This window comes from Caballeronia cordobensis (genome assembly GCF_001544575.2).
In the GTDB taxonomy this organism is placed as follows: Bacteria; Pseudomonadota; Gammaproteobacteria; order Burkholderiales; family Burkholderiaceae; genus Caballeronia; species Caballeronia cordobensis.
The window spans coordinates 178,730-193,945 of record NZ_FCNY02000005.1 but is presented as its reverse complement, the minus strand read 5'-3'; the positions used below and the strand labels follow the sequence as shown (position 1 = coordinate 193,945).

Genomic DNA, 15,216 nt, shown 5'->3' with positions numbered 1-15,216 from the left:
TCCATGTCCAACGACACCCACCCGCCGCTCGACGACGCGGTGTTTCTCGACGCGGCCCAGACCATCCGGATGCCGACGCCCGGCCGCAAGCGCGAGCCCGCGACGAACGCCGGCGCGCCGCCCGCGACGTCAGAAGCGCCGCTCGCGCCGCTCGACGCCTCGATCGCGGGGCGCAATCCGCTCCTGCGCGCGGCGAGTCCGCTGCTCGAACTCGCGCTGCCGCTGCGCCGGCTCGCGAGCCACCCCGATCTCGAAGCCCTGCGCGCACAGCTTATCCAGATGGTGCGCAGGTTCGAGGCCGATGGCCGCTCGTTCGGCGTGCCCGATGCCCAGCTCGGACCGGCCCGCTACTGCCTGTGCACGTTCATCGACGAAGCCATTGCGGCCACGCCGTGGGGCGCGGGCGTCTGGGGCCGCCGCAGTCTGCTCGTGACGTTTCACAATGAGGCATCGGGTGGCGAGCGGCTCTTCGTCATCCTGCAACGGCTGGCGCAAACCCCGGCGGTGGATATCGACATGCTCGAACTCATCTACGTGATGCTCGCGCTCGGCTTCGACGGGCGCTATCGCCTGATCGAAGGCGGCAAGCGTCAGCTCGACGACATTCGCGCCCGCCTCGAACAGATGATCCGCGCGCAGCGCGGTGCGATGGAACGGGCGCTGTCGCCGCACTGGCGGCCCGCCGACCGCGAACGCAAACGGCTGCTCGGCTTCCTGCCGCTGTGGGTGGCGCTCGCGCTCGCAGCCGCCGTGCTGATGACGGCGGGGCTCGTGCTCGGCCTGCGCATCAACGCGTTCTCGGATCCGGTGTTCGCCGCGATGCGCGCGATCCGGGTCGCGCCCGCGCCGGTGCTCGCCGACAAGACGAAGGCCGCGCCCAAGCTGGCCGCCGCGCTGAGCGGCTTCCTCGCGCCGGAGATCGCGCAGGGGCTGGTGACGGTCGGCGAGTCGGCGGACCGCACGACCGTCACGCTCAACAACACGGCGCAAGGCGTGCAGATTTTCGCGTCCGGCAGCGCCGATCTCGATGCGCATTTCGCCCCGCTCGTGCAGCGCATCGGCGAAGCGTTGCGCGACAAGCCGGGCAATGTCGTCGTGATCGGGCATACGGACAACCAGCGCATCGTGTCGGCGCGCTTTCCGTCGAACGTTGCGCTCTCGCAGGCGCGCGCGGACACGGTGCGCGCGATGCTCGCCGCGAAACTGCCCGATCCGGCCCGGGTCAGCGCCGAAGGACGCGGCGACACGGAACCGGTCGCCTCGAACGATACGGCCGCCGGGCGCGCACGCAATCGCCGCGTGAGCATCGACATTCTTTCGCCGGGAGCCGCACCATGAAGTGGATCGATACCCTGAAGAAGCCTGCTGTCGTCTCGTTCGCCGGCGTGCTCGCGCTGGTTGCGCTCGTATGGTTCTACGGGCCGCTCGTCGCCTTCGACGGACGCGCGCCGCTCGACAGCGCAGCACGCCGGTGGCTCGCAGTCGCGCTGATCGTCCTGTGCTGGGCGGGATACTGGGGCGTGCGGTATGCCAAGGCGCGCATCGCCGGGTCGAAGTTCGTGCAGGGTCTCGTCGCCGATGCGCTCGATCCCGCGCGGCGCGAGCCGGACCCCGCGCGCCAGGCCGCCGATGCCGAACTCGCCACGCTGCGCACGCGTTTCGAAGACGCTCTCAGAACGCTGCGCGAAACGCGCGGCGGCGCGAAGCAGGGCGTGGCCGGCTGGCTCAGGCCGCGCCGCGAAGCGCTTTACGATCTGCCGTGGTACATGTTCGTCGGCGCGCCGGGGGCGGGCAAGACCACCGCGCTGGCGCACTCCGGCCTGCGCTTTCCGCTGGCGGACCGGCTGGGCGCGCAGGCGGTGGGCGGGGTCGGCGGCACGCGCAATTGCGACTGGTGGTTCACCGACGACGCCGTGCTGCTCGATACCGCCGGCCGCTTCACGACGCAGGATAGCCATGAAGAAGCGGATCGCGGCGCGTGGCTCGGCTTTCTCGCCCTGCTGCGCAAATATCGTCCGCGCCGCCCGCTGGATGGCGTGATGGCCGTGGTGTCCGTCGCCGATCTGCTGCAGCAGTCCGACGAAGCGCGCGCCGCGCATGCGGTGACCATCCGCGAGCGTCTGTCCGAACTGAACAGGCAACTCGGCGTGCGTCTGCCGGTGTACGTCGTCGTCACCAAGAGCGACATGCTCGCGGGTTTCTCCGAATACTTCGACGACTTCGGCCGCGACGAACGCGAACAGGTCTGGGGCGTGACGTTTCCGCTCGCATCGGATCAGGGCGAAGCCGAGGCCGCCACACCGCTCGCGCGCTTTCCCGACGAGTTCCGTCTGCTTCACCGGCAGGTGCAGGACCGCGTGCTGCAACGCATGCAGCAGGAAACCGACGTGCGCCGCCGCGCGCTGATCCACGCGTTCCCGCAGCAGTTCGCGGGCATCGAGCAGGCGTTGCAGCGCTTTCTCGACGATGCTTTCGGCGATTCGCGCTTCTCCCGCGCGGCGTTGCTGCGCGGCGTCTACTTCACGAGCGGCACGCAAAGCGGCCGTCCGCTCGACCGCATGATGAGCGCCATGGCCGGCTCGCTCGGACTGCGCCGCGAAGTCGTGATGGCGGATGCATCGAGCGGACGCGCCTACTTCGTCAAGCGGCTGCTGCGTGACGTGATCTTTGCGGAGCAGGGGATCGCGGGCACGGATCCGCGCACGGAACGGCGGCGCACGCGCTTTCAGCGGATCGCCGTCGGCCTGATCGGCGTGTTGCTCGCGGCGGGGCTGGCCGGACTGATTGCCAGCGACCGGCAGAACCGGCGTTTCGTCGAGGAAAGCCGTCAGCAGATCGCGGCGCTGGCGGAACGCGCGAAGCAGACGAGCGCCGGCGACAGTCCGCTCGCCGTGCTGCCGCTGCTCGATGCCGCGCGCGATCTGCCCGGCGGCGATGCCGAGCGCGCCTCGCGCGAACCGTCGTGGTGGGCGGGCTTCGGGCTCGATCAGCGCGAGAAGCTCGGGCTCGAAGCCGAGCGCGTCTATCAGCGGCTGTTGCGGCAGACCTTGCTGCCGATCGTCGTGCAGCGCATGGAGGACCAGTTGCGCCACGCCGGGTCTGAAGATACAGCGACGCTCTACGAGGCCCTGCGCGCGTATCTGATGCTGGGCGATCCGGCCCACTTCGACCCCGACGCACTGCAGGTCTGGGCGATGCGCACCTGGCGGCAGGGCGCCATGAAGGACGCGAGCGACACAGAGCGCGCGAACATCGAGCGTCATCTCCGGGCGCTGTTCAGCCGCGGACAGTTCGATTCGAACCTGCCGCTCGACCAGAGCCTGATTGCGCAGGCGCGCGCCGTGCTGAATCGCGTGCCGCTGGCGCAGCGGCTCGACGGACGCATCCAGCAGCAGCTTGCGCAGCAGCGGCTGCCGGAATTCACGGTCGCGAAGGCGGCGGGTCCGAGCGGACAGATCGTGTTCGTCAGAAAGAGCGGCGCGCCGCTCACGCAAGGCATCGACGGCGCCTATACGCGCGAGGGCTTCGCGGCGTTCGAGCGTCTGCGCGAAGCGGCGCTTGCGAATCTGCCCAAGGACGACTGGGTGCTCGGCAACGGCCAGACCCGCGCCGGCGCGCAGGATACGGACGCGTTGCGCACCGCGCTCACACGCCTCTATAGCGACGAAACCATTCGCCAATGGGACGCGCTGCTGGCGGATATCGGCGTCGTGCCGTTCGATGCGCCGGATCAGGGCGCCCGCGTGGCGAACCTGCTCGGCGCGCCGAATTCGCCGCTGCGCGCGCTGATCGAAGGGATTGCGCGCGAAACGCGCTTTACGCCGCCCGCCGTGCAGCCCGGCAAGCTCGACACGCTGCGCAAGCGCATCGGCGTCGAGACGGACGCGCCCGCCGCGCCGACGCTCGTCGATGCGCATTTCCAGGCGCTGCACGATCTCGCCGGCGCACCGCTCGACGACTACGTCAACGCGCTGAAAGACGCCGCCGCGACCTTGCAGGCGGAAGACACCGCGCGCAGGCAGTCCCTGCCGCTGCCCGCGACCGCGCCGCTGGACCGGCTCAAGCTGATGTCGCAGAATGCGCCCGCGCCGCTCGCGGCCATCCTGCAGGGCGTCGCCGGCAACGCCGATACCGTGCAGATCCAGAGCCAGCGGGCGCAGTTGCAGTCCGCGTGGGCGGCTAGCGTCGCGCCGGCGTGCAGACAGGCGCTCGACGGGCGCTATCCGCTGGTGCGCGGCGCAGCGCGCGACGCAGCCCCCGACGATTTCGCGCGCGTGCTCGCGCCCGGCGGCCTCGTCGATACGTTCTTTCAGCAGAATCTGCAGAGCCGCGTCGACACGTCGGGGGCGGTGTGGAAGTGGCGTCCCGAGGCGAAGGCGCTCGGTCTGTCGGACGACGTGCCGGTGCAGTTCCAGCGTGCCGCGATGTTGCGCGATGCGCTGTTCCGCGACGGCGGCCGCGATGTGTCCGTTCGCTTCACGGCGAAAGTGACGTCGCTCGATCCGTCGGTGAAGCGCTTCGTGCTCGATATCGACGGCACGCAGCTCGCCGCCTCGGGCGACGCGCCCAACGCCACGGCCGAGTTTCGCTGGCCGAGCGGCAAGGGCACGGGGCAGGCCCATGTCGAACTCGATCCCGCCGACGGTACGCCGCTGCGCGCGGACGGACCGTGGGCGCTGTTTCATGTGTTCGACGGTGCGCGGGTGCAACAGGCCGGGCCACCCGATCGCTTCAGTGTGTCGTTCGATGGCGGCAAGGTCGTGCTGTCGCTCGTTGCCAGCAGCGTGAACAATGCGTTCCGCGCGGGCGTCCTGAATGCCTTCCGTTGCCCGGCTTCGTTATGAGCGCGGGCTTCTATGGCAAGGTCCGCACGCACGGAGACTTCGTCGGGCGCGGTTTGCCGGACTCATTCGTGAAAACCTGCGACGCCTGGCTGCAACGCGGCCTGCTGACGGCCCGCCAGCGTGCGCCGGAGGACTGGCTCGAACACTATCTCGCGATGCCCGTGTGGCGCTTCTGCGCAAGTCCCGGCTCGTTCGACGAATGCGCGTATGCCGGCGTGCTGATGCCCGGCATCGATGCGGTGGGGCGCTACTTCCCGCTGATCGTCGCGCGGCAAACCGACGGCGCGTCGTGCGCCTGCGATTCGCCGTGGCACGAAGCGGCGGCTGCGCTCGCGCTGTCCACGCTCGCGCCGTCGTTTTCATTGCGTGCATTCGAGGCGCGGCTCGCGGCATTGCCTGCGCCGCCGTTCCGTGCAACCTCGTTTGATAGCGGCAGCACGTGGTGGACGGCAGCGGACGGCGAAGCGCATCGGCACACTGGCGCGCTCGACTCCGGCTTGTTCTTGCGTCTGCTCGGCGACTGACGCTAGCCGCCCGCGATGCCCCATTCGCGCCGCAAGGTCTCGCGATGCTCGTCGGGCACGGCGTCGAGCAGACGCGCATAGAAAGTGGGCAGATCGGCGGATTGCGCGGCGGCGCGGCGTGCGACGATGCGCGCGACCGGGCCGAGATAAGTCGTGAGCCGCGCGGCGGCCTCGTTCACGCTTTCCGCGCTGACGGTCTGCGCCCGTGCGTCGGGCGAAGGCGGCGTAACGGCTGCCAGGCGCATCAGCAACGCATCGAGATCGCGGCGCGCTTCGTCTGTCGGCAGATGTGCCGCGAGCCGCCCGCGCAGCGTATTGATGTCCGCCGCGTTCGCGCAGGCGCGGCGCATCAGCAGCGATGCGACCGGACCCACGTGGCTCGCGAGGCGCTTTTCGATTTGCGCGATCATGTCCGGCGCGAAGGCGGGCGGCGCAACGAGCGCATCCAGCGCGGCGGGCGGAACGCGCGCGGCGATCACCGTGCGTTCGGCATCGTCCTGTGCATCGGCAGCGAGCGCGGCCAGCACCGCGTCGCGCCATTCGCGCGCCGAAGTGAAGCGGGCGTCCGGGCGCTTCGCCATGCCCTTCATCACGAGGTCGTCGATAAAAGCGGGAACGCCGCGCGCGACGCTCGACGGAAGCGGCGGCATGTCGTCGAGAATGCCGCGCATGACCGCCGCCGGGGTGCCGGTGAACGGGCACACGCCAGTCAGCATTTCATAGAGCACGACGGCGGCAGAGAACAGGTCGGCGCGCGCATCGACGGTATCGCCGGTGAACTGTTCCGGAGACATGTAACTCGGCGTGCCGAGCAAGGTGCCCGTCTGGGTGAGCGCCGACGTGTCGAGACGGGCGATGCCGAAATCGGCGATCTTGCATTCGCCGCGCGGCGCGATCAGCAGATTGGCCGGTTTGATGTCGCGATGCACGATGCCAGCCTCGTGCGCGTAGTCGAGTGCATCGAGCAGTTGCGCGAACCAGCGAAGCGCGCTGGCCGGATTCATCGGCGTGGCCGTGCGCGCGTGCCGGGCGAGACGCGCGGCGAGGCTTTCCCCGCGCACGTATTCCATCGTGATGAAGGCGATGTCGTCGGCTTCGCCGTAGTCGTAGATCGCGACGATGTTCGGATGCACGAGACGTCCGGACGCGCGCGCTTCGTTCAGAAAGCGCGCGGTCAGTTCGTGCGCGGCGGTGGCGTCGTCGGCGGCAAGGCGGTGCAGCGTCTTCAGCGCGACCTGCCGCTCGATATGCGGATCGAACGCGAGATAGACGATGCCCATCGCGCCGCGCCCGAGCACGCGCTCGATGACGTAGCGCCCAAGCGTTGCCGGCACGTCGTCTGCCGATGGCATCGGCTAGGCCTGCTCTTCGTCGAGCATGCGGAACGCTTCGACGAGGCTCGTCCGCATGCGGCCGAACGACACCGCGAGCGAGGCGATCTCGTCCGAACCGCGCGTTTGCAGAATGACGGTGTCGAGCTTGCCGAGGCTCATTTCATCGGCGGCGTGGGACAGCGAGCGGATCGGCCGTGTGATCAGCACATGCATCATGACGTTCATCGCGATCAGCAAGACCGCGAACACGCCGGTCAGCGACAGCATGAAGGTGCGCCACACGGCGCGGCCGCGCGCCACGGGTTGCGCCATCGGCACCGACACGAACTCCGCGCCGATGACTTCATTCATGGTCCAGCCGAAGCCGTTCGCGGTGCCGTATTTCTCGGTGACCGTCGCGGGCGCGGCCGATGGCGTGCTGTGACACTGCATGCACGCGGCATCGGTGATGCGGCTCGGACGCGCGAGAAACAGCGCCCGGCCGCCGGGCGCATCGCGTTCGCCGGAAAGGGTTTTCAGTTCGGGATGATCGTGCAGATGGCGGATCACGTCCGTTTCCCAGTCTGTCGGCCGGTCGCGCGGATTGGTCGGGTTGAGCATCGTCGACTTGTAAGAGAAGTTCGGGAAGTCCTTCTCCAGCAGGTTCAGCATTTCGATGGCGGAGAACGCGGGAATCGATTCGGGGACGAAGCGGTACTTCACCTGAGTGGCGAGCAGCGGCGTCACGTGCGCGGCCGTGTAGTTCTGCATCGACGATGCCGCGCTTGCAAGCACGTTGGCATCGTGCACGGTTTCTTCGAGCGCCTGCTTCTGAAGCAGGCGGTCCGACACCGCGCCGATCGCCACCAGTGCGACCGCGAAAATGACCAGGAACACGAGGTTGAATTTGACGGTGAGAGACAGTCTGAGCTTCATGGCGATGACATGGTGATGATATGCAATGCTTATGGATGACGCGCGCCCTCGGCGCTGGGGCGACGCGGCGGATAGAGCAGGGCGCGCCAGTCGGGCAGTGCCTTCAGATGCGCATCCACGTCGCGGCGAAAAGCGGTGTCGGCAAGACGCGAGCGAAAGCGCGCAGGGAATGTCCTGCGTTCGGGCAGGCCGCTGACGAGCCACGGCGAGACATCGCCGTAATTCACGGCGCGCGAAACCGGCGCGTTCTGCGACGGCTTCGCGGGCGGGAGCGGCTGCAAGGCGTCGCGAAAGGCGACGGGCATATCGGCGAGAAATGCACTCGATGGCCGCGCCGACTGTTGCGCGCCGGCATGCGCATCGAGGGTGACGAAACGGCCGCTGGCGAGCGTCACGGGCGGTTTCGCCGGGAGGGTCTGCGTGCCGGTTTCGCTGAAGATATCGACGGCGTTCGTATCGTCGCGCGCGAGCACGATCGCCGCAGCGCCAGCGCCGATATCCAGCGCGCCGCGCTCGGTATCCACATGCGGCGCAGCGCATGCGTGAGCGTCGCAGGGTGCGGCGGCCACCTTGAGCCAGCCGTCGAGCAGCGCGACGTGCGCATCCGCGGCGAGCATGGCGCGGGTGCGCGCGCCGAGCGCGAGCAGCGTGCCGTGTTCGTCCTGCAGGTGCACGACGCCTTCGCGTGATTCGAGGATATCGCCTTCGCGCAGGCTCGCGCCCGCGGTGAGGTCGCTCAGGCGCTCTCCGCGAATCACGCTGACGGGCGCATCGGCGCTCGCGAGCGTCCATCCCGCGTAAGCGGGCGACGCTACCGCCGCGGCAATGACAAGTCCTGCTGTGCTGAAGGGCAATCGATGAATCATCCTCGCCGCCGGTCGATGCGTTGTGGTCCGGCAGACGCCGGTCTCTTCAACACAACAGCCGGGAAGCGCGATTATTCCGTGCTGTCTCGCCTCAGCTGGACGATGCGACGAGGGTGCGCAGACCCTCTGCTGCGCCGAACAGCGAGGCGGCGTCGCCCTGCGCGAGGCTGCGCGCCAGCCGGTTCAGCGCGGCGTCGCCCGATGCGCCGATGAGCGCATAACCGATGTGCGCACGGCGCCAGGTGACGACCGCCATCGAGGCGACCGTGCGGTCGGCGGGCATCGCGTCAGCCTGCGCTTCGTGCATCAGGCACAGCGCGACGGGATTGCCCTGCGCGGGAAGGTAGACGATCTGCACCAGCGGCCGGCCATGAAATTGCAGGCGCTGGACGCGCTTGAACGTGAGGCCGTACGCGCGCAAGTCGGGAATGCCGATGGCGAGCCGGTCGTCCTGGCGAATCTTGTCGAGCGTCGTCTGCGAGAGGGCCGCATCGGCCTCGACATTCGCCAGCGTTTCCCGGCTGTAAAGCTGTTGATAGTGCGCGGCGGCCTCGACCCAGGGCGCGGCCGCCGGGTCCGCGGATACCTGAGCCGACGCCTGAGCGCCTTCCTGATGCGGCACGAGACGGGCATCGTCGTAACCAAAGCGCAACGCGAAGCCGCATGCAAGTGCGCCGGCGAAGAACGCCGCGGCGAGCCAGCCGGCCGCGGCTGTCCTGCGGACCCGCGCCGTCGCGTGCCATACGGGCGCGCCGATGTTTCTGTCGTCGTTGGCGCCGGCGCCGCGCCCGCTGTGAGCCGGCCCCGGCGTGTCGAGGCGCGCGGCCTGCGCGATGCCGTCGATCATCCGTGCGAGCGACGGCGGAACCGGCGGCAGCCGCTGATACGCGAAGGCCTCCGCGTACGGCAGGCTCGACGCTTCGAGGCGTTTGACACGCAACGCCGCATCGGGCGATGCGGCAAGCAGGCGCTCGAGCGCCGCGCGTTCAGGCGCGGGCAGCTTGCCGTCCACGTAGGCCAGCAGTTCGATGTCGTCCGGTGTCATAAGGCTTTCAAGCGCTGTTCGCGGCGGATTGTGCAGCGCGGTCTCACGCGCTGTCCGGCGAACCGGACGCGCGTCCCACGCCCCCCGGATACGAGGGGCTAATCACACAACACCCGGAAACGGTGTTTATTCCATGCGCTAAAAAAGAAAAGCGCGGCGCATCACCCGGCCAGGTTCGCCGGCCCGTGCGAGGCCTCGCTGAAGAGCGGCGCCATGTCGAGTTCGGAGATGCGTTTGCCGAGCGCGCCCAGATCGACGTCGCCCGCCTGGCCGATGAGCGCATAGCTCATCTCGCCCTGCCGCCAGGTTGTGACGTCCATGGCGTCGACCGTGCGGGACGCGACCGTCTCGTCCGGCCGGGCATCTTTCATCACGCACAGCGCAATGGGCGGCCCGTTGCGCGGCAGATAGACGATCTGCACCAGCGGCTTGTTGTTGAAGCGCAGGCGCTGCACCGACTTGAAAGTCAGCCCCGCGCTGCTGAGGTCCGGCACGCGCAGCGCGATGCGGTCTTCGTTGCGGATATCGGCCACGACGCGGGCGGCGGTGGCCGGATCGTCTTCGCGATAGCCGACCGTGTCGCGCGTATAGAGCTTCTGATAGCCGACGGCGGCGGCGACCCACGGAGAGACATCGGCGCTCGCCATTTGCGTGCCGCCGCCGGGCTGCGGTGAACCGAGCAGCGAGCCGAAATGGACGAACTGGCCGGCCACGAACGCGCCCGCGACGCATGCCGCGGCGAGCCACATGGGCATGCGGCGCAGCCGCGACCGCACCGGCGCGGCGGGAGCGTGCGCGTCGTCAGGATTGGCGGGTTCATTGGCGGCGGCGGGCGCGGCCGCGGCGGCCCGATGCGCCTTCACCATCTGGTCGATGTTGAGCCGCAGGCTCTCCGGCACGGGAGGCAGAGGCTGTTTCGCGAAGGCGTCCGCGAACTCGACCTTCGAGGCACGCAGGAGCGCGACTTTCTTGCGCGCTTCCGCGGATTCGCGTAGTTGGGCTTCGACGGATTCGCGCTCCTCCGGAGAGAGCCCGCCGTCGACATAAGCGAGAAGTTGAGCGTCGTCGGCCATCATGCGAACGAATCCTTGTGAGTCGGAGCGGGGCGAGCCTTGGGCGTCTGCTCGCCGAACATGGCGCCGATCGATTGCCGGGCGCGCGAGAGGCGGCTCATCACCGTGCCGATGGGAATCTCCAGCGTGTCCGCGGCCTGCTGATACGAGAAGCCTTCGACCGCGACGAGCAACATGACCACACGTTGCGCTTCAGGCAGGCGCTCGATCGCATCGACGATCTGCCCGTGCATCAACTGCGTTTCCGGACTTCTGTCGACCGGGTCGGGCAGATTTTCGAGGAAGTCGTCGTCCCACTCGAAGCTCGCCCGCTTGCGGACGCTGCGCGCGCGCAGTTCGTTGATCCACGTCGAATGGATGATGGCATACATCCAGCTCAGGGGCGCGGTGTCGGGTTGAAGCTGATGTGCGCGTTCGAGCCCGCGCACGCACGCGCGCTGCACGAGATCTTCGGCATCGTGCTGGTCGCCCGAAAGACGAAGCGCGAATGCCCATAGGCGCGGCAGCATGTCAGGAAGCATGCCGGGCAGGTCTGCACCGCTCATTGAACGTATCTCTCCATGATCCCCGGGCGGATCCATGCCGCGCGTGCTGTCGCGATCGTGGTCGATCGTCTCCTTCCCGGCACCGGCGCGAGGTACGAACCGCAAAGTTTAACTTGGGATGAAACACTTCGCCCGAGGGCTTTATTCCACGCGTTCTCTCATTTTTTCAACGCACGTTCGCACGGGCCTCCTCGGCTGTGCGACGCCTGAACGACTCGGCGTAGGCCGCGGCGCGTGCGGCGAGCAGCGGGTCGCCGGAAGGCGCGATGCCCCGCGGCAGCACGGTCGGATCGAAATTGACGTCGCGGCATGCGCCGTCGATCTGCGACTCGGCGGACGTGATGACGAGCGTCCCCGCGTCGATTCGATGCGCTTCGCGTTCGGCAGGCCACGCGCGCGTGGCGTCGTCGACGGGATCGCCCGGGCCGGCTGGCGTCAGCATCAAGCGCCATGTGACGGGATGCTCGCGCAGCCGCGTGCGCAGGTCATGCGCGAGAAAGTCGGGATCGCGCGTTGCATTCCGGCTGGCGTCGAAGGGTGCGTAGGGCGTTTCCGGCGTCACGCTCCAGCGCACGAATCGCGTGGCATCGTCCGAATTGGTGAAACGGAACGCGTTGATGCTGTAATAGTTCGCGTTGTAGAAGGTCGAGGACGGCGCATGCGCGGCGAGCCAGTCGCGCAACGCGTTGGTTTCCGGGTGCGCCGCGAAGAACGCCTCCAGCCTGGCGGGATCCGCGCGGCCCGTGCGCGGGTCGGGCCGCATGGCTTCCTGTTGCTCGAACACGGCTTGCGGCGTGCGAACGGCGAAGACCGGCGCGGAGTTCATGCCGGTGCGCCATTCTTCTCCGTTGCGCATCATGAAGCGCAGCGCGAAGCTGCGCACGGTGGTGGCCGCGTCGCTTTCCGCGGGATTGCCGCCGGGCGCGGAGAAGCGCCCCGTCACCGGCGTGCGGCCCGGTCGAAAGACCTCGGCACGCGAAAGCGCCGCGCCGTTGCCGTTGCTGTCGAAGTAGCCGCTTACACAGATTCCCTTGGCATGATTGCGACGAAACCCTAGGTGCCTGCCGCCTGCGTGCTCGAATGCGTCGATCAGACGTGCGGGCGAAAGCGCCGGTGCCGTGCCGGGCCAGGCAATCCACCCGGCGACCCACGCGAACGATACGACGACCACGGTGAGCGCTGACGCGATGAATGCGCAACCGATGACGAATCGCGCAGGCGGAATTCGGGGCATAACGCAGAGCGGACTACGCGACTGATCAGAGCGAAAGGCTGTCGAGTATAGGATAGCCCGTGCAAACGCGCAGAATCCCCAGCCCGCACCCTCAACCGCCCGCGACGCCTTGCGTGTTCACATACACCGCATAGAGCGATTGCGACGCCGCCATGAAGAGACGATTGCGCTTCGGGCCGCCGAAGCAGATGTTCGCGCATCGTTCCGGCAGCGCGATGCGGCCGATCGCTTTCCCCGCCGGCGACAGCACCATCACGCCGTCGAGTTCTTCGCTGCCCATGCCCCAGCCGCACCACAGATTGCCGTCGATATCCACGCGAATGCCGTCGACGGTGCCCACGCCCGCGTCGTAAAACACGCGGCCCCGGCCGATGCCGCGGCCATCGTCCGACACGTCGAAGACGTGGATCAGCTTGTTCGGCACGCCGCGCGATTCGGTCACGTACAAGCGCTTCTCGTCGGGCGAGAAGCACAGACCATTGGGGCCCTTGAGGTCGGCGGTGACGAGGCTCGCTTCGCCCGTCCTGCCGTCGATGCGGTAGATCGAATGCGGCAGCTCCGGCTCGGCCTTGTTGCCTTCATAGTGGCCCCAGATGCCCATCGGCGGGTCGGTGAACCAGATCGAGTCGTCCGATCTGACGACGATGTCGTTCGGCGAGTTGAGCGGCTTGCCCTCGAACGAATCCATGAGGACCGTCATGCGCCCGTCGTATTCCGTGCGCACGATGCGCCGTCCATGCTCGCAGGTGATGAGCCGTCCCTGACGGTCGCGCGTATTGCCGTTGGCGTAGTTCGACTGCGCACGGTACACGCTGACCGCGCCCGTCTCTTCGTCCCAGCGCATGATGCGGCTGTTGGGAATATCGCTGAACAACACGCATCGCGCATCGCCGAAATATACCGGGCCTTCGATGAAGCGAAAGCCTGTTGCAAGGCGTTCGACCGCGGAGAAGTTCACGCGATAGCGATCGAACGAAGGATCGAGCGAGATCACGCGGGGGTCGGGATAGCGTTCGGTCTGTTGCCACATCGGGTCGTCTCCTGTTTGCCGGGTTGTTCTGCATGGACCGTTTGTCCGGAGCCTGAAGATTAAGCCTCCGGACGATAAAAATTCTTGGTTCTCAAGCAAGCCATAGCAAATCCCCGATTCGTATCATGGGCATGGCGAGTCGTGGAACGCGTAAAAGGGCGCGTGCGCGCCGCGCATCAAACGTCCAAGGAACGAGAACCCCCATGATCGAGCAGTCCGAAAAGCGCGTCGCCGGGCCGGTGATTCGCCTGCATTCCCATGACAACGTGGTGATCGCCCGCACCGATGTGGCCATCGGCACGCGCGTGGAGGCGGAAGATTTCGTGAGCCGCAGCCAGGTCACGGCCGGCTACAAGATCGCCGCACGCGCGATCCGGCAAGGCGAGGCGATTCGCAAGTACAACGTCGTGATCGGCTTTGCCGCGACAGATATTCCGGCTGGCACGCTGGTCCACGGACACAATGTCGAGTTTCGCGATTTCGATCGCGATTATGCGCACGGCCGGGACTATCGCGCGGTCGACCTGCTGCCCGCATCGCAACGTGCGACGTTTCAGGGCATCGTGCGCGCGGACGGCAGCGTGGCGACGCGCAACTACATCGGCATTCTGTCGACGGTGAACTGCTCCGCGACCGTCGTGCACAAGATCGCTGAATGGTTCACGCCCGAACGTCTCGCGGCGTATCCCAATGTCGATGGTGTCGTCGCGTTCAGTCATTCGATCGGCTGCGGCATGGAAATGAGCGGCGAGCCCATGCAGCTTCTGCGCCGCACGATGGCGGGCTACGCGCGACACGCCAATCTCGCGGCGGCGCTCATCGTCGGGCTCGGCTGCGAACGCAATCAACTGCAAGGTTTGCTCGATCAGGAAGGCATGGGAGCGAATTCGCGTCTGCATACCTTCGTGATGCAGGAGTCGGGCGGCACGCGCAAGACCATCGAGGCGGGCATCGAAACGGTGAAGGCGCTCTTGCCGCATGCGAACGCCGTGACGCGCAGCACGGTCGATGCGAGTCATCTCAAGATCGGCCTGCAATGCGGCGGCTCGGACGGCTTCTCGTCCATCAGCGCGAATCCCGCGCTCGGCGCCGCGATGGACATCCTCGTGCGTCACGGCGGCACGGCGATCCTCTCGGAGACGCCCGAGGTCTATGGCGTGGAGCACACGCTCACGTGCCGCGCGGCGAGTCGCGCGGTGGGCGAGAAGCTCGTCGAGCGCATTCGCTGGTGGAAAGAAGAGTATTCCGTCGGCCGCGACGTGCAGATCAACGGAAAAGTCAGCCCCGGCAATCAGGTCGGCGGACTCGCGAACATCTTCGAAAAGTCGATCGGTTCGTCGATGAAAGGCGGCACCACGCCTTTGATGGAGGTGTACCGCTACGCCCAGCCGGTGACGCAGAACGGCCTCGTCTTCATGGATACGCCCGGCTTCGATCCGGTGTCGGCGACAGGGCAGATCGCGGGCGGCGCGAATCTCATCGCGTTCACGACGGGGCGCGGCTCGATGTTCGGCGCGAAGCCCGTGCCCTCGATCAAGCTCGCCACCAACACGGCGATGTACCGGCGCCTGAGCGAAGACATGGACCTGAATTGCGGCGCGATTCTCGATGGCGAAGCGACGATCGAAAGCATGGGGCAAGCCATCTTCGAAGCGCTGCTGGAAACGGCATCGGGCAAACGGACGAAGAGCGAACTGCTCGGCCTCGGCGATCACGAGTTCGTGCCCTGGCAGATCGGCATCATGAGTTGAAGGCGCAGTGCGCGTGACTCGCGACGGCCGGCGACGCACATGAAGTCGCCGCCGC

The 15,216-nt window shown here is 67.6% G+C and carries 12 protein-coding genes; 4 read left to right on the top strand and 8 right to left on the bottom strand.

Annotated features, from left to right (window positions below):
- Positions 1 to 3 precede the first annotated feature (3 nt).
- From tssL to tagF, 3 genes are read left to right on the top strand one after another with little or no spacing between them, the layout of a single operon-like run.
- The gene (gene tssL, locus AWB70_RS11665; RefSeq protein WP_053570153.1) at positions 4 to 1,338 is read left to right on the top strand and encodes a type VI secretion system protein TssL, long form; all 1,335 of its coding nucleotides are present in this window, start codon (positions 4 to 6) and stop codon (positions 1,336 to 1,338) included.
- A complete protein-coding gene (gene tssM, locus AWB70_RS11660) occupies positions 1,335 to 4,844 on the top strand; it encodes a type VI secretion system membrane subunit TssM (RefSeq protein WP_053570154.1) in 3,510 nt (1,169 codons plus the stop codon). The genes tssL and tssM overlap by 4 nt, the downstream gene beginning before the upstream one ends.
- Positions 4,826 to 5,368 carry a type VI secretion system-associated protein TagF gene (gene tagF / locus AWB70_RS11655; protein WP_143281630.1) on the top strand — a complete coding sequence of 181 codons (543 nt, stop codon included), beginning with the start codon at positions 4,826 to 4,828 and terminating at the stop codon, positions 5,366 to 5,368. The genes tssM and tagF overlap by 19 nt, the downstream gene beginning before the upstream one ends.
- 2 nt (positions 5,369 to 5,370) lie before the next feature.
- On the opposite strand, the gene AWB70_RS11650 is transcribed toward tagF, so the two are convergent.
- The 8 genes from AWB70_RS11650 to AWB70_RS11615 form a co-directional block, all read right to left on the bottom strand.
- Positions 5,371 to 6,720, bottom strand: coding sequence for a serine/threonine-protein kinase (locus AWB70_RS11650; RefSeq protein ID WP_053570156.1), 1,350 nt, complete (start codon positions 6,718 to 6,720; stop codon positions 5,371 to 5,373).
- Positions 6,721 to 6,723: 3 nt separating this feature from the next.
- The gene (locus AWB70_RS11645; RefSeq protein WP_053570157.1) at positions 6,724 to 7,617 is read right to left on the bottom strand and encodes a Tll0287-like and HAMP domain-containing protein; all 894 of its coding nucleotides are present in this window, start codon (positions 7,615 to 7,617) and stop codon (positions 6,724 to 6,726) included.
- A gap of 29 nt (positions 7,618 to 7,646) precedes the next feature.
- Complete coding sequence (locus tag AWB70_RS11640) at positions 7,647 to 8,483, bottom strand: hypothetical protein (protein WP_053570158.1); 837 nt, start codon at positions 8,481 to 8,483, stop codon at positions 7,647 to 7,649.
- A gap of 91 nt (positions 8,484 to 8,574) precedes the next feature.
- Positions 8,575 to 9,528, bottom strand: coding sequence for an anti-sigma factor family protein (locus tag AWB70_RS38725; protein ID WP_053570159.1), 954 nt, complete (start codon positions 9,526 to 9,528; stop codon positions 8,575 to 8,577).
- A 161-nt stretch (positions 9,529 to 9,689) separates the two neighbouring features.
- On the bottom strand, positions 9,690 to 10,604 hold the full coding sequence (locus tag AWB70_RS11630) for an anti-sigma factor (protein WP_053570160.1): 915 nt from the start codon (positions 10,602 to 10,604) through the stop codon (positions 9,690 to 9,692).
- The gene (locus tag AWB70_RS11625) at positions 10,601 to 11,146 is read right to left on the bottom strand and encodes an RNA polymerase sigma factor (RefSeq protein ID WP_014193166.1); all 546 of its coding nucleotides are present in this window, start codon (positions 11,144 to 11,146) and stop codon (positions 10,601 to 10,603) included. The genes AWB70_RS11630 and AWB70_RS11625 overlap by 4 nt, the downstream gene beginning before the upstream one ends.
- Positions 11,147 to 11,312: 166 nt before the next feature.
- Positions 11,313 to 12,380: a catalase family peroxidase gene (locus tag AWB70_RS11620; RefSeq protein ID WP_053570161.1), complete on the bottom strand. Its 1,068-nt coding sequence runs from the start codon at positions 12,378 to 12,380 to the stop codon at positions 11,313 to 11,315.
- 91 nt (positions 12,381 to 12,471) lie between these two features.
- Positions 12,472 to 13,410, bottom strand: coding sequence for an SMP-30/gluconolactonase/LRE family protein (locus AWB70_RS11615; RefSeq protein WP_053570162.1), 939 nt, complete (start codon positions 13,408 to 13,410; stop codon positions 12,472 to 12,474).
- 203 nt (positions 13,411 to 13,613) lie between these two features.
- Here AWB70_RS11615 and AWB70_RS11610 point away from each other — a divergent pair, with 203 nt between their 5' ends.
- Positions 13,614 to 15,161 (top strand): D-arabinonate dehydratase, encoded by a 1,548-nt coding sequence (locus AWB70_RS11610; RefSeq protein ID WP_053570163.1) that lies wholly within the window; start codon positions 13,614 to 13,616, stop codon positions 15,159 to 15,161.
- The last annotated feature ends 55 nt before the right edge of the window (positions 15,162 to 15,216 follow it).

Coding starts and splice junctions, on each gene's coding strand:
- tssL (WP_053570153.1), top strand. CDS start 4: ATGTCCAACGACACCCACCCGCCGCTCGACGACGCGGTGTTTCTCGAC.
- tssM (WP_053570154.1), top strand. CDS start 1,335: ATGAAGTGGATCGATACCCTGAAGAAGCCTGCTGTCGTCTCGTTCGCC.
- AWB70_RS11650 (WP_053570156.1), bottom strand. CDS start 6,720: ATGCCATCGGCAGACGACGTGCCGGCAACGCTTGGGCGCTACGTCATC.
- AWB70_RS11645 (WP_053570157.1), bottom strand. CDS start 7,617: ATGAAGCTCAGACTGTCTCTCACCGTCAAATTCAACCTCGTGTTCCTG.
- AWB70_RS11640 (WP_053570158.1), bottom strand. CDS start 8,483: ATGATTCATCGATTGCCCTTCAGCACAGCAGGACTTGTCATTGCCGCG.
- AWB70_RS38725 (WP_053570159.1), bottom strand. CDS start 9,528: ATGACACCGGACGACATCGAACTGCTGGCCTACGTGGACGGCAAGCTG.
- AWB70_RS11630 (WP_053570160.1), bottom strand. CDS start 10,604: ATGATGGCCGACGACGCTCAACTTCTCGCTTATGTCGACGGCGGGCTC.
- AWB70_RS11625 (WP_014193166.1), bottom strand. CDS start 11,146: ATGAGCGGTGCAGACCTGCCCGGCATGCTTCCTGACATGCTGCCGCGC.
- AWB70_RS11620 (WP_053570161.1), bottom strand. CDS start 12,380: ATGCCCCGAATTCCGCCTGCGCGATTCGTCATCGGTTGCGCATTCATC.
- AWB70_RS11615 (WP_053570162.1), bottom strand. CDS start 13,410: ATGTGGCAACAGACCGAACGCTATCCCGACCCCCGCGTGATCTCGCTC.
- AWB70_RS11610 (WP_053570163.1), top strand. CDS start 13,614: ATGATCGAGCAGTCCGAAAAGCGCGTCGCCGGGCCGGTGATTCGCCTG.